This window comes from Pseudomonas sp. GT1P32 (assembly GCF_054897805.1).
Map to the genome: position 1 here is coordinate 6,195,719 of NZ_CM142704.1, position 23,607 is coordinate 6,219,325.

Annotated in this window: 17 protein-coding genes and 4 tRNA genes; 13 read left to right on the forward strand and 8 right to left on the reverse strand. The window is 58.2% G+C overall.

The window, feature by feature from the left end:
• Positions 1–71 precede the first annotated feature (71 nt).
• Positions 72–1,256 carry a thiolase family protein gene (locus tag ACYZUC_RS28410; protein ID WP_192227884.1) on the forward strand — a complete coding sequence of 395 codons (1,185 nt, stop codon included), beginning with the start codon at positions 72–74 and terminating at the stop codon, positions 1,254–1,256.
• A gap of 133 nt (positions 1,257–1,389) precedes the next feature.
• Here ACYZUC_RS28410 and ACYZUC_RS28415 read toward each other — a convergent pair whose 3' ends face one another.
• Positions 1,390–1,584: a DUF6316 family protein gene (locus ACYZUC_RS28415; RefSeq protein WP_461991894.1), complete on the reverse strand. Its 195-nt coding sequence runs from the start codon at positions 1,582–1,584 to the stop codon at positions 1,390–1,392.
• Positions 1,585–1,794: 210 nt separating this feature from the next.
• Here ACYZUC_RS28415 and ACYZUC_RS28420 point away from each other — a divergent pair, with 210 nt between their 5' ends.
• Positions 1,795–2,754, forward strand: a complete 960-nt coding sequence (locus ACYZUC_RS28420; protein ID WP_461991896.1) for a DMT family transporter — start codon at positions 1,795–1,797, stop codon at positions 2,752–2,754.
• A gap of 129 nt (positions 2,755–2,883) precedes the next feature.
• Here ACYZUC_RS28420 and ACYZUC_RS28425 read toward each other — a convergent pair whose 3' ends face one another.
• Positions 2,884–4,278, reverse strand: a complete 1,395-nt coding sequence (locus ACYZUC_RS28425) for a class II fumarate hydratase (protein ID WP_461996775.1) — start codon at positions 4,276–4,278, stop codon at positions 2,884–2,886.
• Between the two features lie 192 nt (positions 4,279–4,470).
• Here ACYZUC_RS28425 and ACYZUC_RS28430 point away from each other — a divergent pair, with 192 nt between their 5' ends.
• The 5 genes from ACYZUC_RS28430 (at position 4,471) to ACYZUC_RS28450 (ending at position 8,891) form a co-directional block, all read left to right on the forward strand.
• Positions 4,471–5,001 (forward strand): DUF2059 domain-containing protein, encoded by a 531-nt coding sequence (locus ACYZUC_RS28430; protein WP_008035681.1) that lies wholly within the window; start codon positions 4,471–4,473, stop codon positions 4,999–5,001.
• Positions 5,002–5,013: 12 nt separating this feature from the next.
• Complete coding sequence (locus ACYZUC_RS28435; protein ID WP_461991898.1) at positions 5,014–5,313, forward strand: BolA family protein; 300 nt, start codon at positions 5,014–5,016, stop codon at positions 5,311–5,313.
• Positions 5,314–5,497: 184 nt separating this feature from the next.
• Positions 5,498–6,439, forward strand: a complete 942-nt coding sequence (gene trhO / locus ACYZUC_RS28440) for an oxygen-dependent tRNA uridine(34) hydroxylase TrhO (RefSeq protein ID WP_461991900.1) — start codon at positions 5,498–5,500, stop codon at positions 6,437–6,439.
• A 39-nt stretch (positions 6,440–6,478) separates the two neighbouring features.
• Positions 6,479–7,081, forward strand: a complete 603-nt coding sequence (locus ACYZUC_RS28445; protein ID WP_461996776.1) for a DsbA family protein — start codon at positions 6,479–6,481, stop codon at positions 7,079–7,081.
• The gene (locus ACYZUC_RS28450) at positions 7,074–8,891 is read left to right on the forward strand and encodes an ABC transporter ATP-binding protein (protein WP_461991902.1); all 1,818 of its coding nucleotides are present in this window, start codon (positions 7,074–7,076) and stop codon (positions 8,889–8,891) included. Before ACYZUC_RS28445 ends, ACYZUC_RS28450 begins: the two co-directional genes overlap by 8 nt.
• 14 nt (positions 8,892–8,905) lie before the next feature.
• Here the strand turns inward: ACYZUC_RS28450 and ACYZUC_RS28455 are convergent, their stop codons facing one another.
• Positions 8,906–13,633: a deaminase domain-containing protein gene (locus ACYZUC_RS28455; protein ID WP_461991904.1), complete on the reverse strand. Its 4,728-nt coding sequence runs from the start codon at positions 13,631–13,633 to the stop codon at positions 8,906–8,908.
• Positions 13,634–13,922: 289 nt separating this feature from the next.
• Here ACYZUC_RS28455 and ACYZUC_RS28460 point away from each other — a divergent pair, with 289 nt between their 5' ends.
• Entirely contained in the window at positions 13,923–16,382 is a 2,460-nt protein-coding gene (locus ACYZUC_RS28460; protein ID WP_461991905.1) for an EAL domain-containing protein, read from the forward strand.
• Positions 16,383–16,460: 78 nt separating this feature from the next.
• Entirely contained in the window at positions 16,461–17,222 is a 762-nt protein-coding gene (locus tag ACYZUC_RS28465) for a TenA family transcriptional regulator (RefSeq protein ID WP_461991907.1), read from the forward strand.
• Positions 17,223–17,300: 78 nt separating this feature from the next.
• Here ACYZUC_RS28465 and sugE read toward each other — a convergent pair whose 3' ends face one another.
• The 3 genes from sugE to rdgC all read right to left on the reverse strand — a co-directional run bounded on the left by sugE (position 17,301) and on the right by rdgC (position 19,766).
• Positions 17,301–17,615 (reverse strand): quaternary ammonium compound efflux SMR transporter SugE, encoded by a 315-nt coding sequence (gene sugE, locus ACYZUC_RS28470; protein WP_010456757.1) that lies wholly within the window; start codon positions 17,613–17,615, stop codon positions 17,301–17,303.
• Between the two features lie 119 nt (positions 17,616–17,734).
• Positions 17,735–18,700 carry a bile acid:sodium symporter family protein gene (locus tag ACYZUC_RS28475; RefSeq protein WP_461991909.1) on the reverse strand — a complete coding sequence of 322 codons (966 nt, stop codon included), beginning with the start codon at positions 18,698–18,700 and terminating at the stop codon, positions 17,735–17,737.
• A 145-nt stretch (positions 18,701–18,845) separates the two neighbouring features.
• Complete coding sequence (gene rdgC / locus ACYZUC_RS28480; RefSeq protein ID WP_008035659.1) at positions 18,846–19,766, reverse strand: recombination-associated protein RdgC; 921 nt, start codon at positions 19,764–19,766, stop codon at positions 18,846–18,848.
• Between the two features lie 160 nt (positions 19,767–19,926).
• On the opposite strand from rdgC, the gene ACYZUC_RS28485 reads away from it, so the two are divergent.
• From ACYZUC_RS28485 to ACYZUC_RS28500, 4 genes are all read left to right on the forward strand, one after another.
• Positions 19,927–20,002: transfer RNA gene (locus ACYZUC_RS28485), tRNA-Val, on the forward strand.
• 19 nt (positions 20,003–20,021) lie between these two features.
• Positions 20,022–20,098: transfer RNA gene (locus tag ACYZUC_RS28490), tRNA-Asp, on the forward strand.
• A gap of 188 nt (positions 20,099–20,286) precedes the next feature.
• Positions 20,287–20,362: transfer RNA gene (locus ACYZUC_RS28495), tRNA-Val, on the forward strand.
• A 19-nt stretch (positions 20,363–20,381) separates the two neighbouring features.
• Positions 20,382–20,458 (forward strand) — tRNA-Asp (locus ACYZUC_RS28500).
• Positions 20,459–20,601: 143 nt separating this feature from the next.
• Here the strand turns inward: ACYZUC_RS28500 and ACYZUC_RS28505 are convergent.
• Together ACYZUC_RS28505 and ACYZUC_RS28510 are read right to left on the reverse strand one after the other, a co-directional pair.
• Entirely contained in the window at positions 20,602–21,771 is a 1,170-nt protein-coding gene (locus ACYZUC_RS28505; RefSeq protein WP_461991911.1) for a catalase family protein, read from the reverse strand.
• Positions 21,768–23,576 carry a di-heme-cytochrome C peroxidase gene (locus tag ACYZUC_RS28510; protein WP_461991913.1) on the reverse strand — a complete coding sequence of 603 codons (1,809 nt, stop codon included), beginning with the start codon at positions 23,574–23,576 and terminating at the stop codon, positions 21,768–21,770. The genes ACYZUC_RS28505 and ACYZUC_RS28510 overlap by 4 nt, the downstream gene beginning before the upstream one ends.
• Positions 23,577–23,607: the final 31 nt, after the last annotated feature.

A 23,607-nucleotide genomic window follows, 5' to 3' on the forward strand; every position in this document is an offset into this window, starting at 1 on the left:
ATTGTCGCGACCGGTCACGGCTGGACTTATGCTCGATCCACTCTCAACCGACAACAATAATGAGGTATGCCATGCGTGAAGTGGTGATCGTCGACAGCGTGCGGACCGGCCTGGCCAAGTCCTTTCGCGGCAAGTTCAACCAGACCCGTCCGGACGACATGGCGGCCCACTGCGTCAATGCACTGCTGGCACGCTCGGGCATCGACCCGGCCAGCGTCGAGGATTGCATCGTCGGTGCCGGCTCCAACGAAGGCGCCCAGGGCTACAACATCGGTCGCAACGTCGCGGTGCTGTCGCGCCTGGGCACTGGCACCGCCGGCATGACCCTCAACCGTTTCTGCTCATCGGGCTTGCAGGCGATTGCCATCGCTGCGAACCAGATCGCTTCGGGCTGCAGCGACATCATCGTCGCCGGTGGTGTCGAATCCATCAGCCTGACCATGAAAAGCGTCAACACCGACAACCTGATCAACCCACTGCTGAAAGAACAGGTGCCGGGCATCTACTTCCCCATGGGCCAGACTGCCGAAATCGTTGCGCGTCGTTACAACGTCAGCCGCGAAGAACAGGATCTGTACGCCCTGCAAAGTCAGCAACGCACTGCTCAGGCGCAGGCCGCCGGGTTGTTCGACGACGAAATCGTGCCGATGGCGGTGAAATATCGCGTTGAAGACAAGGCCACCGGGCAGGTGCAGATCCTTGATGGCGTCGTTGATCGCGACGACTGCAACCGTCCGGACACGACCCTGGAAAGTCTGGCCGGTTTGAAGCCGGTGTTTGCCGAAGACGGTTCAGTGACGGCGGGCAACTCGTCGCAGCTGTCCGACGGTGCGTCCATGACCCTGGTGATGAGCCTGGAAAAAGCGCTGGAACTGGGGTTGAAGCCGAAGGCGTTCTTCCGTGGTTTTACCGTGGCGGGCTGCGAACCGGATGAAATGGGCATCGGCCCGGTGTTTTCGGTGCCGAAGCTGCTCAAGGCCAAGGGTTTGCAGGTGGCCGACATTGACCTGTGGGAACTCAACGAAGCGTTCGCCTCGCAATGCCTGTACAGCCGCAACCGGCTGGGGATCGATAACGAGAAGTACAACGTCAATGGCGGCTCGATTTCCATCGGTCACCCGTTCGGCATGACCGGTTCGCGGCAGGTCGGGCATCTTGTGCGGGAATTGCAGCGACGTAATTTGCGGTACGGCATCGTCACCATGTGCGTGGGTGGCGGGATGGGCGCGACCGGGTTGTTTGAAGCGGTGCGTTAAGCCTTAAGATATGTATTGATTTTCAGATAGCTTTCGCGAGCAGGCTCGCTCCCACAATTGACCGCGTTCCCACATTGGAATGCGGTTGAATGTGGGAGCGAGACCGGCTTGCCGGCGAAGGCAGCGCCTCGGTCTAACGACAGGCGCTCAAAAGCTGCATCCGCACGATATAAGCCGCAATCTCCCGCGCAGCCGCCTCCGGGTTTTCAAACGGCCCCTCCAGGGTGTTTTCCCGGGTGCTGAAATACAACTCTCCATTCACCCGACACATCCGGTCACTGCGAAAGTGCATGGCGGGGGCGTTGTCCTGGGCGCGCATGCTGTACATGGCGGTCTCCTGAAGGGTGTTGCGGTTGGCGGATCCAATGAGCTTATGCATGAACCACTTGCAACGCCTGGCCAGCCGATCAGCGGCACATCGCCAATTTATTGCTGCGACCCGCACAGTTTCATTTGCGTCCGGCAGCCAACTGTCCCTGTGTACCAGGCACCGCTGAGCCTAGAATGACGGTTCTTGCCATCTGGCTTTGAGGTACGCATGCACATTTCATCGGGGCGCTGGGTTTATGGTCTGTTCCTGGCCTTGTTGACTGCGTTGTTGTGGGGAATCCTGCCGATCAAACTCAAGCAAGTGCTGCTGGTGATGGACCCGGTCACGGTGACCTGGTTTCGCCTGATGGTGTCCGGCGGCTGCCTGTTCATTTACCTGGCAGCGACCCGACGCCTGCCAAGCCGCAAAGTGCTCGGCCCGCGCGGTGGCTGGCTGGTGGTGATGGCGGTGCTCGGTCTGGTGGGCAACTACGTCCTGTACTTGATGGGCTTGAACCTGCTCAGCCCTGGCACGGCGCAATTGGTGGTGCAGATGGGCCCGATCATGTTGCTGATCGCCAGCCTGTTTGTGTTCAAGGAACGCTTCAGCGTGGGGCAGGGGATTGGCCTGCTGGTATTGCTGATCGGTTTCGGGTTGTTTTTCAACCAGCGTCTGGCCGAGCTGTTCACCTCGCTGACCGACTACACGGCGGGTGTGCTGCTGGTGTTGTTGGCGTCCACGGTCTGGACGTTCTATGCCCTGGGGCAGAAGCAGTTACTGACGGTGTGGAATTCGTTGCAGGTGATGATGGTGATTTACCTGTTCTGCGGGTTGTTGCTGACACCGTGGGTGCATCCGCTGGAAGCGCTGCAACTGAATCCGCTGCAAGGCTGGCTGTTGCTGGCCTGCTGCATGAACACCCTGATTGCGTATGGCGCGTTTGCCGAAGCGCTGGCGCACTGGGAAGCCTCGCGGGTGAGTGCGACGCTGGCGATCACGCCATTGGTGACGTTCGCGGCGGTGGCCATGGCGGCCTGGTTGTGGCCGGAGTATGTGCATGCCGAAACGATCAATGGCCTTGGGTATGGCGGGGCGGTGCTGGTGGTGCTGGGGTCGGCGCTGGTGGCGTTGGGGCCTTCGTTGATTGCGGGGCTCAAGGCGCGGAAGGTTCGGATGGCGGCCAGTTAGACCGCGTTATCGTTCTTCGCGAGCAAGCTTGCTCCTACAGGGGTTGTGTCGATCACAAAATCTGCGACCGACACATAACTTGTAGGAGCAAGCTTGCTCGCGATGACGGACTGTCAGGCGCTGAAAAATTTAACCCTTGGCCCCAGCCTCCAGCATATTCTCCGGCCGCACCCACGCATCAAACTGTTCATCGGTCAGATACCCCAACTGCAACGCCGCCTCCCGCAACGTCAGCCCTTCGGCATAGGCCTTCTTGGCAATCTCCGCCGACTTGTCGTAACCGATATGCGGGTTCAGCGCCGTTACCAGCATCAACCCACGCTCCAGATGCTCAGCCATTTTCTCGGCATCCGGCTCCAGGCCGGCGATGCAATGCTGCTGGAAGTTGCTGCAGCCATCGCCCAGTAAACGGATCGATTGCAGCAGGTTGTGGATGATCACCGGTTTGAATACGTTCAGTTGCAGATGCCCCTGACTCGCGGCGAAACCGATGGCCACGTCGTTGCCCAGCACCTGGCACGCGAGCATCGACAGGGCTTCGCACTGAGTCGGGTTGACCTTGCCGGGCATGATCGAACTGCCGGGTTCGTTGGCCGGCAATTTCACTTCGGCGAAACCGGCACGTGGCCCGGAACCCAGCAAGCGCAGGTCGTTGGCGATTTTCATCAGGGTCACGGCGAGGGTTTTCAGCGCACCGGACAGCGTGGTCAGCGGCTCATGGCCCGCCAATGCGGCGAATTTGTTCGGTGCGGTGACAAACGGCAGGCCGGAGAGCGCAGCCAGCTCGGAGGCAATCGCTTCGCCAAAGCCGTGCGGCGAATTCAGTCCGGTGCCGACCGCGGTGCCGCCCTGGGCCAGTTCACACACATCGGGCAGGGCGCTGCGGATCGCCCGTTCGGCGTAATCCAGTTGCGCGATGAACGCCGAGAGTTCCTGGCCGAAGGTGATCGGTGTCGCATCCATCATGTGGGTGCGGCCGGTCTTCACCAGCTTCATGTGTCGCGCGGACAGCTCGGCCAGACCGCCCGACAGTTCGCTGATCGCCGGCAGCAAATGGTTCTGCACCGCCTGCACGGCGGCGATGTGCATCGCGGTGGGGAAGCAGTCGTTGGAGCTCTGCGAGCGGTTGACGTGATCGTTGGGGTGCACCGGCGACTTGCCGCCGCGCGGGTTGCCGGCCAGTTCGTTGGCGCGGCCGGCGATCACTTCGTTGACGTTCATGTTGCTCTGGGTGCCGCTGCCGGTCTGCCAGACCACCAGCGGGAACTGGTCGTCGTGTTTGCCGTCGAGCACTTCGTCGGCGGCCTGTTCGATCAGCCGGGCGATGTCGGCGGGCAGATCGCCGTTGCGGTCATTGACCCGCGCCGCGGCTTTCTTGATCAGCGCCAGCCCATGCAGCACCGCCAGCGGCATGCGCTCGTTGCCGATGGCGAAGTTAATCAGCGAGCGTTGCGTCTGAGCGCCCCAGTAGGCCTCATCCGGCACTTCCACCTGGCCAAGGCTGTCGGTTTCGATACGGCTCATCATGCACACTCCTGTCAGTCTGATAGCGCAGTTTAGGCCGTGATCGCCGGCCGTGGTTCCATCGGTCAGTATTTTGACCATTCAACCCCTCTAATTCAGGCACGACAAGGCTTGGGGTTGAGCGACACACTTTTTTAGGCGCAGAATGGACGCCCTTGGGGTTTTACCTCGCCTGCTAGAAAAGGAAACTCGATGACTCGTCTTCGTGCCATCTGTACCGCGGTTGCACTGGTTTGCGCCAGCGGCCCTGTTTTTGCCGATACCGCCAGCCACAACGCCAGTGCCGAAGCTTTCCTGACCCTGGCGCACGCTGACAAATTGGGCACTCCGGTGTACATGCAAGTGCAGCAAATGTTCGCTCAGCGCTTTGAACAGACCAAAGCCCCTGAATCGAAAAAAGCCTTGCTGGAAACTTACCAGGCCAAAGCCAACGCCGCTCTGGACCAAGCCATTGGCTGGAACAAGCTGAAGCCGGACATGGTCAAGCTGTACACCTCCAACTTCAGCGAATCCGAGCTGAAAGACCTGGTCGCGTTCTACCAGTCGCCACTGGGCAAGAAAGTCCTGGAAAAAATGCCGCAGCTGACCCAGCAATCGGCCCAGATGACCCAGGCCAAGCTCGAAAGCGCCGTGCCAGTGGTCAACAAGCTGTTGGCTGACATGACCAACGAGCTGGACCCTAAGGCTAACGCCGCTGCACCTGCTGCCAAGAAAAAGCCTTAAGCGGAGTTCGGTATGACCATGCAACAACGCATCGAATCGACGCTGGGCCTGTTACAGCCCGAGCACCTGCAAGTGCTGGATGAAAGCCATATGCACAGTCGTGGGTTGCAGACCCATTACAAGGCCGTGGTGGTCAGCCAGCAATTCGAAGGGCTCAACCGCGTCAAGCGTCACCAGAAAGTCTACGGCACGCTAGGCGAGCTGATGGGCGAGTTTCATGCGTTGGCGCTGCATACCTACACGCCTGAGGAATGGGCACAGATCGACGCGGCTCCGGCCTCGCCGACCTGTGCTGGCGGCAGCTCGCATTGATGTCCCGTCCTCTGTAGGAGCCGGCTCGCCGGCGATGGCGTCCTCGAGATTGCCATCGCCGGCAAGCCGGCTCCTACAGAGGAGCGTTTATTTTTGCTAGAATCCGCAACGCGCCGCTAACCCGGCGCGTTTTTTTTCGCATCCGGTTCACCCCTTACGAGGGTAGCCACCTGGAGAATCACCCATGACACAACAGATTGTCGTGGCGGCACTGTATAAGTTCGTCACCCTGGAAAACTACGTCGACCTGCGCGAGCCCCTGCTGCAGGCGATGGTCGACAACGGCATCAAAGGTACGCTGCTGATCGCCGAAGAAGGCATCAACGGCACTGTCTCCGGCAGCCGTGAAGGCATCGACGGGCTGATGGCCTGGCTCAAGAACGACCCGCGCATGGACGACATCGACCACAAAGAGTCGTACTGCGACGATCAACCGTTCTATCGCACCAAAGTCAAACTCAAGAAAGAAATCGTCACCCTCGGCGTCGACGGCGTGGACCCGAACAAAAAGGTCGGCACCTACGTTGATCCAGAGAACTGGAACGCCCTGATCAGCGATCCGGAAGTGCTGTTGATCGACACCCGCAACGACTACGAAGTCTCGATCGGCACCTTCGAAGGCGCCATCGATCCGAAAACCACCAGTTTTCGCGAATTCCCCGACTACATCAAAGCCAACTTCGACCCGGCCGTGCACAAGAAAGTCGCGATGTTCTGCACTGGCGGCATTCGTTGTGAAAAGGCTTCGAGCTACATGCTCAGCCAGGGTTTCGATGAGGTCTACCACCTCAAGGGCGGGATTCTGAAGTACCTCGAAGAGGTGCCGCAGGAAGAAACCAAGTGGCAGGGCGACTGCTTCGTGTTCGATAACCGCGTGACCGTTCGTCATGACCTCAGTGAAGGTGACTACGATCAATGTCACGCCTGTCGTACACCGGTTAGTGTTGAAGACCGCGCGTCCGAGCACTATGTGGCCGGCATCAGCTGCCCGCATTGCTGGGATAAGCTGAGCGAGAAGACCCGTCGCAGTGCCATCGATCGGCAGAAGCAGATCGAACTGGCCAAGGCTCGCAACATGCCTCACCCGATCGGCTACAACTACAAGCAAACCCCTTCCGAGGCTTGAACCATGTCTGCACGCCGCCTGCTCTATGTGATGGACCCGATGTGTTCCTGGTGCTGGGGCTTTGCGCCGGTGGCCAATGCGCTGGTCGAGCAGGCGCAGGCGGCGGGTGTGGACGTGCATCTGGTGGTGGGCGGCTTGCGCACCGGCAGTGGTTCGGCGCTGGAGCCGACCACTCGACGCTACATTCTTGAACATTGGCAGGCGGTCACCGAGGCCACCGGTCAACCGTTCAAAATCGAAGGCGCACTGCCCGATGGCTTTGTGTACGACACCGAGCCCGCCTGTCGGGCGTTGGTGACGGCGCGCAGCCTGGCGCCGGATTGCGCGTGGAAACTGCTTGGCCTGATCCAGCATGCGTTTTACGCAGAAGGGCGCGATGTCACCCACGCCAGTGTGCTGGTGGACCTGGCGGAACAGGCCGGTTTGCCGCGCATCGAATTCGCAGCCGCATTCGACCGCGCCGATCAACATGCCGCGACTGCGGCCGATTTCACCTGGGTGCAGGACCTCGGCATCGCCGGGTTCCCCACCTTGCTGGCAGAGCGTGATGGTCAATTGGCGTTGTTGACCAATGGCTACCAGCCTCTCAGCGTACTGTCACCGCTGCTCGGCCGCTGGCTGGAGCGCGCTGCCTGTGCATGATCTGCCCGACGACGCCCCAACCGCTGCACGTGTCGACCGTCTGAGCTGGGCGGAAATCCGCCGCCTGGCTTTGCATCACAAGAAATCCCTGTGGATCGCCAACGGCGTGGCCGTGTTGGCGACGTTGTGCAGCGTGCCGATTCCCTTGCTCTTGCCCTTGCTGGTGGACGAAGTGCTGCTGGGCCATGGCGACGCTGCGCTGAAAGTCATGAACCACGCACTGCCCGAAGGCTGGCAGAAAGCGGCGGGGTACATCGGCCTGATGCTGCTGGTGACCTTGTTGCTGCGCTGTGGCGCCTTGCTGTTCAACGTGGTGCAGGCGAAGTTGTTCGCAGCACTGGCCAAAGACATCGTGTACCGCATCCGCCTACGGCTGATCGAGCGCCTCAAGCGCATCTCGCTGGGCGAATACGAAAGCCTGGGCAGCGGCACGGTGACCACGCACCTGGTCACCGACCTGGACACGGTGGACAAATTCGTCGGCGAAACCCTCAGCCGGTTCCTCGTGGCCATGCTGACCCTGATCGGCACCGCGAGCATCCTGATCTGGATGCACTGGAAACTGGCGCTGCTGATCATGCTGTTCAACCCGCTGGTGATCTATGCCACGGTGTTGCTGGGCAAGCGGGTCAAACACCTGAAAAAACTCGAGAACGACAGCACCTCGCGCTTCACTCAAGCGTTGACCGAAACCCTCGATGCCATCCAGGAAGTGCGCGCCGGCAACCGTCAGGGCTTTTTCCTCGGGCGCCTCGGCCAACGTGCGCGGGAGGTGCGCGATTACGCGGTGAACTCCCAGTGGAAAACCGATGCCTCGAACCGTGCCAGCGGTTTGCTGTTCCAGTTCGGCATCGATATTTTCCGCGCTGCGGCGATGCTCACGGTGTTGTTTTCCGACCTGTCCATCGGCCAGATGCTCGCGGTGTTCAGTTACCTGTGGTTCATGATCGGTCCGGTGGAACAGCTGCTGAATCTGCAATACGCCTATTACGCCGCTGGTGGTGCGCTATCGCGGATCAACGAGCTGCTGGCCAGGGCTGACGAGCCTGAATACCCAGGCGGTGTCGACCCGTTCAACGGTCGCGAAACCGTGGGTATCGAAGTCCAGGGATTGAGTTTCGGTTACGGCGACGAACTGGTGTTGAACCAGATGAACCTGTCCATCGCTCCCGGAGAAAAAGTCGCGATTGTCGGCGCCAGCGGCGGCGGCAAAAGTACGTTGGTGCAGTTGCTGCTGGGCCTGTACACGCCCCTGGCCGGAACCATTCGCTTCGGCGGCTCGACCCAGCAGGACATCGGCCTGGAAACGGTGCGTGAAAACGTAGCGGTGGTCCTGCAACACCCGGCGCTGTTCAACGACACCATCCGCGCCAACCTGACCATGGGCCGTGAGCGCAGTGACGAATCCTGCTGGCAGGCGCTGGAAATTGCGCAACTGCACAACACGGTTCGGGAATTGCCCAACGGCCTGGACAGTATCGTCGGGCGTTCCGGCGTGCGCTTGTCTGGTGGCCAGCGCCAACGCCTGGCGATTGCACGGATGGTACTGGCCGAACCGAAAGTGGTGATCCTCGACGAGGCCACTTCAGCGCTGGATGCCGCCACCGAATACAACCTGCACCAGGCGTTGGCGCGGTTCCTGAGCCACCGCACCACGCTGATCATTGCGCACCGATTGTCCGCCGTGAAGCAGGCCGACCGGGTGCTGGTATTCGACGGCGGGCAAATTGCCGAGGATGGCGACCATCAGCAACTGATTGCCGAGGGTGGTTTGTACGCCAAGCTATACGGGCATTTGCAGCAGCACTGATTAGTGCCGCGCGGCTACTTCCAGATTACGTTCAACGCCTCGGGATTGCCGTCATAACCGAATTGCTTCATGACGACTGAGCACGAGTCGCAGGGGGCCATGGTGGTGGCTATCGTGATGGACTCAAGCGCTTTGGGATCCGGATATTTCTCGCGTATGACGCCGATGAGTTTGCTCTCGGTGTCCAGCGAGGTCGGGCGCTGGGTGAGTGCGGGAGTGTACGTCTCGATGTTGTCGATCGTGTGCGGAATCGCTCGCAACTTGCCGGAATCCGAGACGCTCAGTGACGACTCCGCGACGCGGGTTCCTTCATCGATATTGAAGTAACTCATTTCACCGATTTTTACCTCCTTCGCTCTAGGGTGCCTGGCGAACAGCGGTAGATATCGGGTGTCGTTGTGCGTGCCGGAAACGCTGACATACACCTCATGCTGTCCTGCCTTGGTTTTGATCTCTGCAAAAGCAATGTTTCTGGGGGCGTGCGGGCGCCGGCCTGTTTTTTTGCTGATGAGCTTTTGCAGTTCTTTCATCGTGTCATCGATATGCAATGCCTTGGGCCCCGCTGAAGTCGATTGATAGCTGAAAGCGGGTTTCTGAAACAGAGTGTTAAATTGCTTGGCGGTCGTTTGACGAACACTTTGCGGTGCCGTCCTGGACAGCGACCAGGTCACTGCGCCATCGGTGGAGTGCCTGACGATCATCCTTGTTGAATGATCGAACAGCACGGCCTCGCCGGGGCTGGTGTCGACCTTGATCAACCTGAGCGTATCGGGCGGATTGGTATGGCCACCGATGGGTATGGCAATTTCTTCCATCGCTTTCAGAGCGCGCTCAACGCGACCCACACCATAAATCCTCGCCATGTTGTTGGCATTCACCGAGCCGGTGTACACCACCATCAACTCGCGCCGCAGTTCGGCGGGCAAGGTTGACGCTTGCTTGAAGACCAGAGCGTCACGCAGGTTTTGTTCTTTCGTCAGTTCGGCAACGTAAAAATCCCCCGCATCAAGACGTGTGAAAACATACCGTTTCGATCCGTCGACCGAGTCCGCGATGACGGCTCCGGAGTGGAAAGTATCGGTCACACCCTTTTCCGTGATGCTGATTTTGACCCGCCCGTAAATGCCTTTGCGGAACTCCATCGTCGCGTCGAGTGTTGTGTGAGTCGCCAATGAAACCTTGGTCAGGGGGGCGCCTGCAGCACCTGGTGTGTAAATGCTGTCCCCGAACCAGGTGGCCCATCCCTTGGTTTCATCGAACGTGCCGGCTGCGGGGGCCGGGGCCGGGTCTCGCAATACATAACGGGTCGCGCACACGTCTGCTCCGGGGGCGCGTCGTGGTCGGCAAGGTATCGACTTCAGTGAATCACTCGACTCGATCAAGTCAGCACGGTGCAGCGTGTCGCCCTTCAGCCGGTACGGTACGTCATCGATGAACAGCGTGGTTCGGCCGTCCACTTCAAGCACTTGGCGTATATGCGTGTTTTCGGGTAGTTCGACGGTGACATGCTGGTGGGTTCTTTCCAGCGTGCCATAGCGGGATTTTCCCAGCGAAAGTTCGCTTGGGTGGGGCCGTAATGCCGGGCCATAAGGCTGTGCCGATAATGGGTCGACAAAGCGGTAGTCGGACGTGCCTGCGGGCGCAACGTTACGCACCGGTACGTCGTGCGTCCCCCTGAAGCTTGCTAACTGATCACCCTCTACCAAAGGACGCCATTGGGTCGGATTGTCCATGTGCGCAAAGCCATCGGTAAAGCTGTGGCTGCCGGCTCTGCCCACCGTCGTCCGAATGCTTTTGTACGCAGGTCTGAGTGCGCTTTTCAGGGCGGCATACAAAACTTTTATTGAACCCCGTATGAGTCGAAAACCCAGTGTCGGGAGGCCGTAGAACGGAATTGCGTTTTGTACGAGTGAAACGGTCAGCTTCTGAAAAAGCGAACCGAACTCGGGAAGTGCAACGCGTATGCCGGACCGGACTGCCGTGGAAACCAGTTTCATTGATCCGGAGACAAATTTTCCCAGCGGATAGGCGAACGAGACGACATCGACAATCAAGCCAAAAATGGCCCATACCCTTTTTTTTGGATCGCCTGACAGCAGGTCGCTGATACCACCCCAGAACGGTATGAATCTCTTGGCCGAATCCAGCCAATGAGGGCGGGCAGCGGCATGTTCAATCCTGGTTTCGCCTTTCGCCGCTTTCTTGAGCAATGCTTCGTCAAAAAAGAAAAAATTGTTGGCGATGTAGTGGGCAAGTTCGGATGCACGGGAAAAAGCTGCGGCGGGATGCGAAGTTTGTTCGGGGTCAGGGCTGAGGGACGGGGTCGTAAACGTTTTGCCAAACTGGTCAATGATGGCGGTGCACGTCGCTTTTTCTCTTGGGGGGCTGCCCCTCTCATGAGCTTCCCAATCAAATGGAACACGTTTGCCGCGTATCACTTCGATGATATTGGCCTCCCCATAGATCGGCCCTTCGACCTGTAGAGCCTGATGAACTCCATTGAGCATGGCCGATGAAAAATCCGTGCGCTTTCGAATGATCCCCGCTCGCGGTAAACATTCGTAGTAGGCAACATTGGACTCATAAGTGATTTTTAGAATGAAGCCCATGCGAAGCCGCAGGGGGAGCGTGATGTCCGGCGTCTCCTCGTCATACTCGACTTCATCGGTGGATTTTCTCAAGGTGTAGATTTTTACTTCTCCCCGTTCGATGCCTTGCCGATCATCGTGGGGGAGTGAGGAAAACTGACTTTTCAGCAGTGTTTGATAAGCGTTTTTACTCAGCTTGATGTAGTTGTCGAAGGCTGACTCAAACAATTGTCCAGCATCAGGCAAGGGTTTTTGCGTCACTGTTACGGGAAGCCACGGGGCTGTGGTTTTTACCGTGCGATCATTGTTGATGCTGATTCGGTAGGGGGATTTTTGTCTCCCGTCACTCATTGTTATGAACCAGTTTCTTTCTGGCGTCAGTGCCCCCGAAATGTAAACATCCAGGAAGGAGTAGACCTTGTCCTTTAGAGGCGGTGTTTGAAGGACGCCGCCCCCATCGATGTCTCCAAAGTCCTCGATCAATTTTCGCCCGTCGGAGATGAACGCGGGGGACGACGAACCAAAGGGGCTTACCAATTTTCCTTCACGGTTTTCCTGTAACGCGTCCTTGAAGTAGTTTTTAATCTCTCGCTCGGCGATGACCTTTCTTTCGGGACAACTGACGTCCAGTTGAACAATGGCCTTTTTCAGGGCGGCTATTTGCTCGTCGAGTGCCTTTATGGATTGGGCTTTTTCCTCAGACGAGTAATCTGAATCGCTCCTCTCGAGAATCACGCCGTTGGTGATTGCCCATTCCACGGTCGGGGGCATTCGAGCCAGCGCGATAAGCCCCAGCTCTTGCGAAGTCGCTTGCATCGACTGGTGAAGCGGGAGTTCCACGAGTTGCTGGAAGGACAGGCGCTGGATCAAATCAGGTTCCATGGCATCTGCAAGCGTTACACCATGAACGAAGTTGACCCATACCGCTGAGCTTCTATAGGGCAAGTCGGGCGGGATATCGGGAACCTGGAATTCCCTCGGAAATTCGGGTTGGAACAGCCGAGCGAGCAAGATCGACTCCGTCACTGATGATGCTCGTTTGGAATCCCTTAGATGCTGTTCGAATTCTGCCCAGATAGCCTGGTAACTTTTTCCCCAGTTTGAACGCTGATGCCAGGGGTAGCCGGCGATATCCTCAGGCTTGTTATCGCGCGACACGCCTGTCCATAAACGAACGGCTCTGCTGACAAGTTTTATCCGGATTTCGGGCGAAGTGTCCTCGTCGGGATTGCCGCCGTACCATTTCAGACCTTTCAGTAATGCGTTACCCAGACGCACGGACTCGGCAGAGCGCAAGATTTTTTCAAGAAACACCGTGGGTGTCGCTTGGGCTTGTTCGGTAGTGGTTCTGGGAAGTGTATTTTTTTCCAGGTGAGTGAGCAGCGAAGTTTCCGTAGTAGGAAGGAATTGTTTGACGATGTCGTTGATGTCTCTGTTTGTAAGTTGGGTGAGCAGAGTGTCCAGGGTCATTAGTTGGGCCGGATTGTTTTGGCGCAGGGCTTTGAGGATTTTCCGGTCTTCATTGGTGGGCGCGCGATTCAACAGGTCGATATCGAGGCCACTGTCCAGTCGCAACGTATGTCGAGCGCGTTTCTCCTCCAGTGCGTTGATCGTAATGCGATGTTCGTCTGCGTTTCCCGCGTGCCAGGGGAGAATTCCGTAGTAAGTAGTCATCTGCACCAGATTGACGGCGCCATCGGCACGAATAATCCCCCCGATTTTCTTTGCCTCTTGGCTAATCGCAGTCATCAGGCTGACCCATTTCGGAGCAATTAAGACAGGCACCGTATTGCCATTGTTGTCTTTTTCGAGTTTTTGTTGGGTGGGGGGGGGCAGAATCGACTTTTGTTTTTTGTCCGTCGTGAAGATCTCATAAATCACTTCATCATCTTTTACCGTCAATTCCAGTGTGTCCGGGTCATTGCCTGATTTCAGGCAATGTGTGCGGTACCCTGGAGCCGTCAGGAGGGGGTGCAATAATGCGCGCCCCTGAGCGCTAAATTGTAAAAGTGGGGAGTGAGCACCAGGGACTATTAATGTTTTTTCAAAATCGGCTGTCGAACTTTCTGGTTTTTTCAGATAAGCGAGAAGGGCGTTGTAGTCCGATAGAGTGCCTTCGTATTTCATGGTTTCGGAATGTTCTGTTGTTTCCATTTGGGAGCTTCTCTTGAGTGTTAGTGGATCGGCGCATCGCGCAACGCGATGAAGCCGTGGTCCGATTTCAAGCGAAAACAAACAGGAGAGAGCGGTACATAGTTATGTGATGGCAGTTTTGCTCCAGGAACTGTGTCGCTCGGTGTGTCCACCTCTCACTGAAAACCGTTATTTACCTGCGCTTGCCCATAGAAAGGGCTTCCCGCTTGCCGGGATCGAGAACGCACCCTAGTCTAGCTGTAGCGATCACGTTGGATGATGATCTGGCAGTGCTAAAACAAGGGACCTCATGAATCAAACGCGGACTCTCGGAACGCCACGGTTGCTGGGCATCGTCTGGCCATTTATCGCTGTCGTGCTATTTCAGGCGCTGTTGGGCGGTTTCAGCCTGTATGTTCTGTCGGCGGTGCGCGGCTATGTTGCCGGCGAAAGTCTCTGGTCCAAGGGCCAGAAAGACGCCATCTATTACCTGAATCTCTACGCGGACAGTCGCGACGAGACGATATTCCTCAAATACCAGAACGCCATCGCCGTGCCTCAGGGGGGCCACGAGTTACGTGTGGCGCTGGACCATCAGCCGCCGAACATCGAAGCGGCACGCCAGGCGATTCTCAAGGGGGGCAACCATCCGGATGACGTCTCCAGCCTGATCTGGCTGTACCTCAATTTCCGCCACTTCACTTACCTCGAAAAAGCCATTGACCTCTGGACGGTAGGGGATGCGTATCTGGTGCGCCTTGATGATGTTGCTCGGGAAATGCATCAGCGCATCACCGCCCGTCAGGCCACCAATGGCGATATCCAGCGCTGGAAAGATCAGATTTTTGCAATCAACGATGAAGTGACGCCGCCAGCGAAAGCCTTCAGCGATGCCCTGGGTGAAGGCTCGCGGGTGATTCTGCGTCTGCTGCTGTTGACGAACCTCGCCACCGCCCTGGGCTTGATTGTCCTGGCCCTGATGCGCACGCACAAATTGCTCAAGCAGCGTCATGCGTTCGCCGACGCCTTGCAGTTGGAGAAGGAGCGCGCGCAGATCACCCTGCAATCGATTGGCGATGCCGTGATCACCACCAATGTCGACGGCGCGATTGCCTATATGAACCCGGCTGCCGAGGCGTTGACGCACTGGAAGGCCGAGCAGGCGACAGGTTTGCCCCTGGCCGCGCTGTTCAATCTGCTGGACGAGAATGCCCAGGCCGACGGTTTTACGCTGATCGAGCACATCCTGAGCGGTCAGCTCAGCGGTGGCAGCGAGCATTCCAAATTGATTCAACGGCTGGATGGCAGCACGGTTTCGGTCACGCTGGTCGGTGCGCCGATCCGCAATGCCGGCAAGGTCAGCGGTACCGTGCTGGTGTTGCACGACATGACTCAGGAGCGGCAATACATTGCCAATTTGTCCTGGCAGGCGACCCATGACGCCTTGACCGGGCTGGCCAATCGCCGCGAATTCGAATATCGCCTGGAACAGGTGCTGCACAACCTGACGCGATATCCGGGGCGTCATGCCTTGATGTTTCTCGATCTGGACCAGTTCAAGCTAGTCAACGACACCTGCGGCCACGCGGCGGGGGACGAGTTGTTGCGGCACATCTGCGCGTTGCTGCAATCAGGCTTGCGCGAAAGCGATACCCTGGCCCGGCTGGGCGGCGACGAGTTTGGCATCCTGCTGGAGAATTGTGCGCCGGAAGCTGCGGAGAAAATCGCCGAGGGCCTGCGCCAGACCGTGCAGAACCTGCACTTTGTCTGGAAAGGCCGGCCGTTCGTGACCACCGTGAGCATCGGCCTGGTACACATCAATCAGCACCCGACCACCCTCGAAACATCGCTACGCGCCGCCGATATGGCCTGTTACATGGCCAAGGAAAAGGGCCGCAACCGCGTTCAGGTCTATCACGCCGATGACTCGGAACTGTCCCTGCGCTTTGGCGAAATGGCTTGGGTGCAGCGTTTGCACATGGCGCTGGAAGAAGACCGCTTTTGTCTGTATGCCCAGGAAATCGCAGCCTTGGGTCATGTCGAAACAGGCGGCGGGCATATCGAAATCCTGTTGCGCCTGCATGACGAAGCCGGACGCATGATATTGCCCGACAGTTTTATTCCGGCGGCGGAACGTTATGGGCTGATGACTTCGCTTGATCGTTGGGTTGTGCAGAATGTTTTCAAGATCATTGCTCAATGTATATCGGAGAAACACAAAGGGCCGTTGGCGATGTGTGCGATTAATCTGTCAGGCACAACTATCGGAGATGAGGCGTTCCTGGACTTCCTGCGTCAACAGTTCATTACATTTTCCATACCGCCTGAAATGATTTGTTTTGAAATCACTGAAACCAGTGCTATTTCCAATCTTGGAAGTGCAATTAGATTTATTAATGAACTCAAAGGGTTAGGTTGCCACTTTTCGTTGGACGACTTTTGCGCCGGTATGTCCTCATTCGCCTACTTGAAACATTTGCCTGTAGACTTCCTGAAGATCGACGGGAGTTTCGTAAAGGATATGCTGGACGACCCGATTAACCGCGCCATGGTCGAAGTGATCAATCACATCGGCCATGTAATGGGTAAGCGTACGATTGCCGAGTTTGTTGAAACACCCCAGATTGAGCAGGCATTGCTGGAGATCGGGGTGGATTACGCTCAAGGGTATGTGATTGAGCGCCCGCATCTGTTTACCTGCGATAGTTTACAAAGTCGTCCTGCCAGGCCTCAGCCGTTGTTGTTCAAGGCGCCTGGCACGTTCCGTTGAAATCTCTTGTTGATCTTTACAATCACAATCAGAAGGAACCCGACAGTGATCGACACATTCAACCGAACCGGACCCCTCATGGAAGCTGCAAGTTATCCCGCCTGGGCTCAGCAACTGATCCAGGACTGCAGCGAGAGTAAACGCCGGGTTGTCGAACACGAATTGTACAGGCGCATGCGAGATAACAAACTCAGCGCAAAGACCATGCGCAACTACCTTATTGGTGGTTGGCCCGTGGTTGAGCAATTCGCGTTATATATGGCACAGAACCTCACCAAGACCCGTTTTGCCCGCCATCCCGGCGAGGACATGGCGCGACGATGGTTGATGCGCAACATTCGTGTGGAATTGAACCATGCCGATTACTGGGTGCACTGGAGCCGTGCTCACGGCGTCAGCCTGGAAGATCTGCAGGCGCAAAAGGTGGCCCCTGAACTTCACGCTTTGAGTCATTGGTGCTGGCACACCAGTTCGGCGGATTCGCTGATCGTCGCCATTGCCGCCACCAACTACGCCATTGAAGGCGCGACCGGCGAGTGGTCGGCGCTGGTCTGTTCCAATGGCGTCTACGCGGCATCGTTCCCCGAAGAGGATCGCAAGCGAGCCATGAAGTGGCTGAAGATGCATGCCCAGTACGATGACGCCCATCCGTGGGAAGCGCTGGAAATCATCTGCACGCTGGCGGGGCTGAACCCGAGCAAGTCACTGCAGGCCCAATTGCGCGAGGCCGTGTGCAAAAGCTACGACTACATGTACCTGTTCCTGGAACGGTGCATCCAGCTCGAGCATGCGGAAAAGGCTCCGGTCGCGCGTGGGCGCATGGCATTGGCCGAAAGCTGATCGGTTGGACTCACCATTGAAAAAGCCCGCGCCCTCTATCGATAGAGGGGCGGGCTTTGTCGTATTGGCCGCAAGCCGTCAGGCGCTGACTTTCAGTCCGATCAGCCCGGCAATGATCAATGCCACGCTGGCCAGTCGGAACAGCGCCATCGACTCACCAAACAGAATGATCCCGGCGATGACCGTGCCGACGGCACCCACGCCGGTCCAGATCGCATAGGCCGTGCCCAGGGGCAATTCCTTCATCGCCAGCCCAAGCAGGCCAAGGCTGATGGCCATCGCGGCAACCGTCAACGCAGTAGGGAGAGGGCGGCTGAAACCATCGGTGTATTTCAGGCCGACAGCCCAGCCCACTTCGAACAGGCCGGCGAAAAACAGAATGATCCAGGACATGAGAGACCTCCATCGATTGATGGGGTCGTCCCCAGATTAATGACTCGATCGAGCCGCGAGGTCGTCCTCGCGTTGCGCCGTATGGTGCCCATCATTAACCCGGGGATCAAGTTTGCCGCTTATTCAGTCACTTGCCGAGCCGCGGTTTCCCGATCTTCTTTCTCGCTCATCCGGCGGAAATACGTCGAGAGCAGCGCCCCGGAAATGTTGTGCCACACACTGAACAACGCGCTCGGCACCGCCGCCAGCGGCGAGAAGTGTGCGCTGGCCAGCGCGGCGCCCAAACCGGAGTTTTGCATGCCGACCTCCAGCGCCAGGGATTTACGTTGGGCCAGTGGCAATTTGAACAGCCGTCCGGTGAAGTACCCCAGCAGATAGCCGAAGCTGTTGTGCAGCATCACCACGGCCATGATCAGCAGACCGGACTCGGCAATCTTCGCCTGGCTGGCTGCGACGACAGCCGTGACGATGATCACGATGCTGACAACGGAAACCAGCGGCAAGACGTCCACTGCGTGGCGAACCCGATCCCCGAGCACGCGCTGAGCGACCACGCCGAGCACGATCGGCAGCAGCACCACTTGCAGGATCGACCAGAACAACTCCATGAAGGACACCGGCAACCAGGCTGAGGCGAGCAGCCAGATCAGCGCGGGCGTCAGCAGTGGAGCGAGGAGGGTGGTGACGGCGGCGATGGCCACCGACAGCGCCAGGTCGCCACGGGCCAGCCAGGTCATCACGTTCGATGAGGTGCCGCTTGGGCAGCAACCGACCAGGATGACACCCACGGCGATTTCCGGCGGCAGATGGAACGCCTGGCAGAGCAACCACGCCACACCGGGCATGATCACGAAATGTGCAACCACGCCCAGCGCCACGCGCCACGGATGGCGAGCGACTTCGGCGAAGTCTTCGAGCTTGAGGGTCAGGCCCATGCCGAACATCACCAGGCCCAGGAGCGGCACGATCGCGCCTTTCAGGCCGAGGAACCATGCCGGTTGCAGGAAAGCCACGACGGCGAAAATCAGAACCCAGTAAGCGAAGGTGTTGCCGACAAAGCGACTCAATGCAGCCAGTGCACGCATGGCCTGATCCTTATTTTTAAGTAACACCACAAAACAAATGTGGGAGCGGGCCTGCTCGCGATAGCGTCAGAACAGTCAACATTGATGTCGACTGACAAACCGCTTTCGCGAGCAGGCTCGCTCCCACATTAATAATCACAAGGCTTTAGATCCCCTGCGGCGTCTCTTCACCGCCCAACGCTTCAACCAGCGCCGGGAGGAAGTCGCCGAACGTCAGCATCATCAGGGTGAAACTGGCATCCAGCTGGCCGAGGGCTTCTTCGCCGCCGTCCTGTTCCGCCTGATCCTGCAGCAGGTCTTCGAACTTCAGGCGCTTGACCACCATCTTGTCGTCGAGGACGAAGGACAGTTTGTCTTGCCAGGCCAGCGACAGCTGAGTGACCACTTTGCCGGTGCTCAGGTGCAACTGGATTTCTTCGCTGGTCAGGTCCTGACGCTTGCAGCGCACGATGCCGCCGTCTTCGTGGGTGTCGCGCAGCTCGCACTCGTCCAGCACAAAGAAGTCATCGGCGGCTTTCTGGGTGGTGACCCATTCCGTCATGGTGGCGGTCGGGGACATTTTCACGGTCAGCGGACGTACCGGCAGGGTGCCGATCACTTCACGCAGGGTCGACAGCAGGTCTTCGGCACGTTTCGGGCTCGCCGAGTTGACCAGAATCAGCCCTTGCTTCGGTGCAATGGCCGCGAAGGTCGACGAACGACGGATAAAGGCGCGCGGCAGGAAGGCCTGGATGATTTCATCCTTGATCTGATCGCGTTCCTTTTTGTAGACCTTGCGCATTTGTTCGGCTTCGATCTCTTCGACCTTTTCCTTAACGGCGTCACGCACGACGCTGCCCGGAAGGATGCGTTCTTCCTTACGGGCGGAGATCAGCAGGAAGTCGCCGCTGACGTGCACCAGTGGTGCATCTTCGCCCTTGCCGAAAGGCGCGACGAAACCGTAGGTGGTCAACTCCTGGCTTGCACATGAACGCGCCAGTTTGGTGGCCAGTGCAGTTTCCAACGCCTCGGCATCAAAAGGCAGATCTTGGGTCAGGCGATAGATAAGCAGGTTTTTGAACCACATGGGGCGAGTCTCTCCTTTATACAAAGTGGGGCATTATTCTCTTCGTGGCGCCATAGGCCAACCCTTCTCTAAGCCTTTGGAAGGCCTGAAAAAATTATTTAAAAAAGTGCTTGCCAGAGGTGAGGTCGCTCCGTAGAATGCGCGCCACACCGAAAGTGAAGGGTGATTAGCTCAGCTGGGAGAGCGTCTGCCTTACAAGCAGAATGTCGGCGGTTCGATCCCGTCATCACCCACCATTCGCTTCAAGTGTTACGCGCAGCGGTAGTTCAGTCGGTTAGAATACCGGCCTGTCACGCCGGGGGTCGCGGGTTCGAGTCCCGTCCGCTGCGCCATATTCGGTAACCTGGAACGCTGAACGCCAGGTCACCACGGAAAAGCCCGCTAACGCGGGTTTTTTTCTGCCTGAAGTTCCTGCTGGATGCGTCGTTTCACCGGTTTTCAGATTTATTTGAATTATTTTTCAATTAAATCAACATGTTATGAAAATCTGTGGCACAATGCGCCCCGCAACGAAGGTAAAGGGTGATTAGCTCAGCTGGGAGAGCGTCTGCCTTACAAGCAGAATGTCGGCGGTTCGATCCCGTCATCACCCACCATTTACTTTCAACGCTACGCGCAGCGGTAGTTCAGTCGGTTAGAATACCGGCCTGTCACGCCGGGGGTCGCGGGTTCGAGTCCCGTCCGCTGCGCCATATTCGGTAACCTGGAACACTGAACGCCAGGTCACCACGGAAAAAGCCCGCTTTAAGCGGGCTTTTTGCTGTCTGGAGTTTGGCTTTATGCCGACTTCCATTAAAAAAGCGACCTTCGGGTCGCTTTTTTCGTTTGTGCCTGCTTACTGTTCGGCGTTTCGGCTGTGTCGGTAATCGCTGACCGCCTCGTAAACAGCTTTGCGCAAGCGGTTGATGCCGCCAATCGGGCGATGGGCCTCAACGCCAAACCATGGATTGAACGACTGGTTGTCGCATTGCAGGTTCAACGCCGGTGTGTCGAAGTCCTGGGCGGGTACGTTGATCCGCGCCACCGTCTGGAAAGGCGCGTCGCTTTCCTTCCATTCAACGCTGGTGTCTTCGATCGGCATGTACTTGCCTGCATCCTGTCGCTGGATCTGCAGGACAAAACAGGCGGGCACCCGATCGGTTGACAGTTGCTGGTTCAGCGCATTGCGCAGAAAGTTCGGCAACTTCTGGTTTTGTGCGGGCAGGGCATAGGTCGGGCAGTTCGTTGGGTCGGGCATGACCCGAAACTTGGCATTGGCCTCACCGAATTTGTAGGGCGAAACCGAAAAATACGTCGTCTGGGTCGGGCTCGGTGGTGGCGGAGAAAGCGTCGCCAAGGCAATAAACAGATGACGGACCTGCCAAGTGCGTGGGTCCCAGCCCGGAAAGAACGCCATCACCTTCTTGCCGTCCGCCTGGGCAGCGACATTCTGACGATACTCGGCGACATCGCTGACAAAGAAGTTCGGATGGCTGAACATCACGAAGTCCTGTTCGCCGCGACGCTGTTGATCGCTGAGCAGTTGCTTGCCCGGCACATCGAGCAGTTTGATCGCCATGCCCCGCGCATCGCGGATGCTGTCGAATTGCGGGTAGGCATTGCCGTTGGACAGGCGCATCGTCGCTTGCCAGGTCTTGCCCGGCTCACTGAACACACCTTGACGCAACTCTGTCGCCAGATCCGGCAACACCTGCACCTCGGCCTTTACGCAGCCATGGGCCTTGGCATGGGCATCACGCAGATAGCGGGTGCTTTCACGGTGTTGATCGACAATCCGCACGGCGGTCTGGATCACGTCCTGGGTCATGGCGGCTTCGCCATCCGGAATCTGCTCCAGTGCCGAGACCGGTCCGCGGTGCTGCCAGGCAAACCAGGCGGTGGCCAGCGCCCAGCCAAGTAAGCCGATGCACAGCAAAACCAGCAGGGTTTTGCCGAGCAGGCGGCCCAGCCACAACCAGAACCGGGCAAACATCGGCAAATCCTTCTTGAAGGTGGTCATGATCATGGTAGTTGTGCCTCCAGCGGGCCGCCCAGCACTTTCAGGTACTCCAGCAACGCAAAGCGTTCCTCGGGTTGCAGCAGTCGGCCAATCACCCCGTTGCCGCGTTTACCAGCACGGAATTCATGGCCGCTGTTGTGGTTGCCGGTAATGCGCGTATCGAACAGGAATGCGTTGGTAAAGGTTTCGGTGCGATAGCCCAAGTGTTTCGGGTCGTACTCGAACGTGCCTTTATAGAAGGTGGCCGCGCGTTCGTCCTGAGGCGAGAGCAATTGATAAATGCTTGGTACCGAGCCGTTGTGCAGGAACGGAGCGGTCGCCCAGACGCCTGAAAGCGGCCGAGCCTTGTAAGCCACTTTTTCACGAACGCCGATCGGCAGGCCGAAGCCATCGAGCCGAGGCTTTTCTGCGGCTGTGACCTTGGCCTCCCGGTAAGCCCGGTCCTCGACGAACGCCGTGACGTAGGCCAGCCCCTTGGCCACCGAAAGCTGGCTCAGGTCCAGCGGCTCCTCGGGTGTCGGGTGCAGCTTCACGTCCATCTGTGCCAGCTCCGTCGGGTCCCATTGCAGCGCTGTCAGGTCGAAACGGTGGTTGGCGATGTTGCTCGCCGCCGTCGGATCAGTGCCGATGACGTCGACGGGCAACATGTGCAACTGCTGCACCCAGCGCTCGCCTTCCTGGATCGTCCGCGGAACGTGGCAACCGGCGCAGTTCTCGGTGAACAGTGCGCGACCTTTGGCGGCCAAAGGCTTGTCGACCGCGCCCAGCAGCTCTTCCGGCCAGGCAGGCGGTTTGAGTCGTTGCAGGGTTTCTTCGATCAGGTGCAGATCGCGCACCCGCACGCTGGACGGATATCGGTAGTCGCCCTTGAGTGGCTGCCCGTTGCTGTCGAAGAAATTCAGCGTGGCGCCTACGCCCAACGCCTCACCGATGTTGCGGGCCATCGGCTGCTGCGCCGAACCGTTCCACTGCACCCAGTCGAATGTCCACATGTCCCACAGTTGCGGGTAGTCGACCGGCGCATTGGCCACCCGGTAGTTGGCCGGTGAGATCGCGTCGCCGAAACTGGCGTTGGCAATACGCCCGAACGCGTCGGTGCGGCCAGGGCCTTCCTCGGTCGGGTAGAGCCCTCGATGGGTGTCGTTCCAGGCTACTTTCAGGAACGTATCGAGAGAGGTTTTGAAGTCTTTGCGCAGCTGTTGATGCCGGGCGTCGTAATCCTGGCCCAGCACGTTGCGGGCGAAACGTTCGAATTTCCACGGGTTGTAGTAAGTCGACGTCAGACTGGCGACCAGAGCTTGTCCGAAACTGCCACCGCGCAGTGTCGGAACGCTGGACGGCAAGACGTGTTGCGCCGAACCCCCATCGATGCGGATGGCCTGACCGTTGAAGCGCAATTCGCCGGTGTGGCAGGCGGCGCAGGTGATGTCCAGAAACTGTTCCTGGCTGCCGGGGTTTTGATGGCGGGCGAAACCCACGGGCAGGTTGCCGGGGTTGGTTGGCGTGGCTTTCTGGCTGGGATCGACCAGGAAACCGAAGCGCGCAAGGTACTCCGGGCTGGCGAATCGCTGTTGCGAAAAGGGCAGCTCGAGCGCGTTGAACCACTCGTAGCGCAAGCCTTTGACCTGAGTGCCCTGGGGCGTGAAGTAGTAGGTCTGGCGGTCGGCCGCGCTCCACTGCTCCAGGTAATGCACTTGTTGTGCTGGCGACCAGTTCGGCAGTTTCGGGTTGGCGACGTAATACAGAATCACGGCGAGGGCGAGGCCCAGCAGCGCAACAATCAGAATCAGAAAGCGATAAAAGAGGCGCAAGTTAAACATCCTTGTCGAGTTGTCGCTCTCT

What these genes read in the sequence shown, in the direction of transcription:
- ACYZUC_RS28465 (WP_461991907.1), top strand. Translation starts at nt 16,461, where the DNA reads ATGGAAGCTGCAAGTTATCCCGCCTGGGCTCAGCAACTGATCCAGGAC.
- ACYZUC_RS28505 (WP_461991911.1), bottom strand. Translation starts at nt 21,771, where the DNA reads ATGATCATGACCACCTTCAAGAAGGATTTGCCGATGTTTGCCCGGTTC.
- ACYZUC_RS28410 (WP_192227884.1), top strand. Translation starts at nt 72, where the DNA reads ATGCGTGAAGTGGTGATCGTCGACAGCGTGCGGACCGGCCTGGCCAAG.
- trhO (WP_461991900.1), top strand. Translation starts at nt 5,498, where the DNA reads ATGACACAACAGATTGTCGTGGCGGCACTGTATAAGTTCGTCACCCTG.
- sugE (WP_010456757.1), bottom strand. Translation starts at nt 17,615, where the DNA reads ATGTCCTGGATCATTCTGTTTTTCGCCGGCCTGTTCGAAGTGGGCTGG.
- ACYZUC_RS28430 (WP_008035681.1), top strand. Translation starts at nt 4,471, where the DNA reads ATGACTCGTCTTCGTGCCATCTGTACCGCGGTTGCACTGGTTTGCGCC.
- ACYZUC_RS28425 (WP_461996775.1), bottom strand. Translation starts at nt 4,278, where the DNA reads ATGAGCCGTATCGAAACCGACAGCCTTGGCCAGGTGGAAGTGCCGGAT.
- ACYZUC_RS28415 (WP_461991894.1), bottom strand. Translation starts at nt 1,584, where the DNA reads ATGTACAGCATGCGCGCCCAGGACAACGCCCCCGCCATGCACTTTCGC.
- ACYZUC_RS28455 (WP_461991904.1), bottom strand. Translation starts at nt 13,633, where the DNA reads ATGGAAACAACAGAACATTCCGAAACCATGAAATACGAAGGCACTCTA.
- ACYZUC_RS28420 (WP_461991896.1), top strand. Translation starts at nt 1,795, where the DNA reads ATGCACATTTCATCGGGGCGCTGGGTTTATGGTCTGTTCCTGGCCTTG.
- rdgC (WP_008035659.1), bottom strand. Translation starts at nt 19,766, where the DNA reads ATGTGGTTCAAAAACCTGCTTATCTATCGCCTGACCCAAGATCTGCCT.
- ACYZUC_RS28445 (WP_461996776.1), top strand. Translation starts at nt 6,479, where the DNA reads ATGTGTTCCTGGTGCTGGGGCTTTGCGCCGGTGGCCAATGCGCTGGTC.
- ACYZUC_RS28460 (WP_461991905.1), top strand. Translation starts at nt 13,923, where the DNA reads ATGAATCAAACGCGGACTCTCGGAACGCCACGGTTGCTGGGCATCGTC.
- ACYZUC_RS28435 (WP_461991898.1), top strand. Translation starts at nt 5,014, where the DNA reads ATGACCATGCAACAACGCATCGAATCGACGCTGGGCCTGTTACAGCCC.
- ACYZUC_RS28475 (WP_461991909.1), bottom strand. Translation starts at nt 18,700, where the DNA reads ATGCGTGCACTGGCTGCATTGAGTCGCTTTGTCGGCAACACCTTCGCT.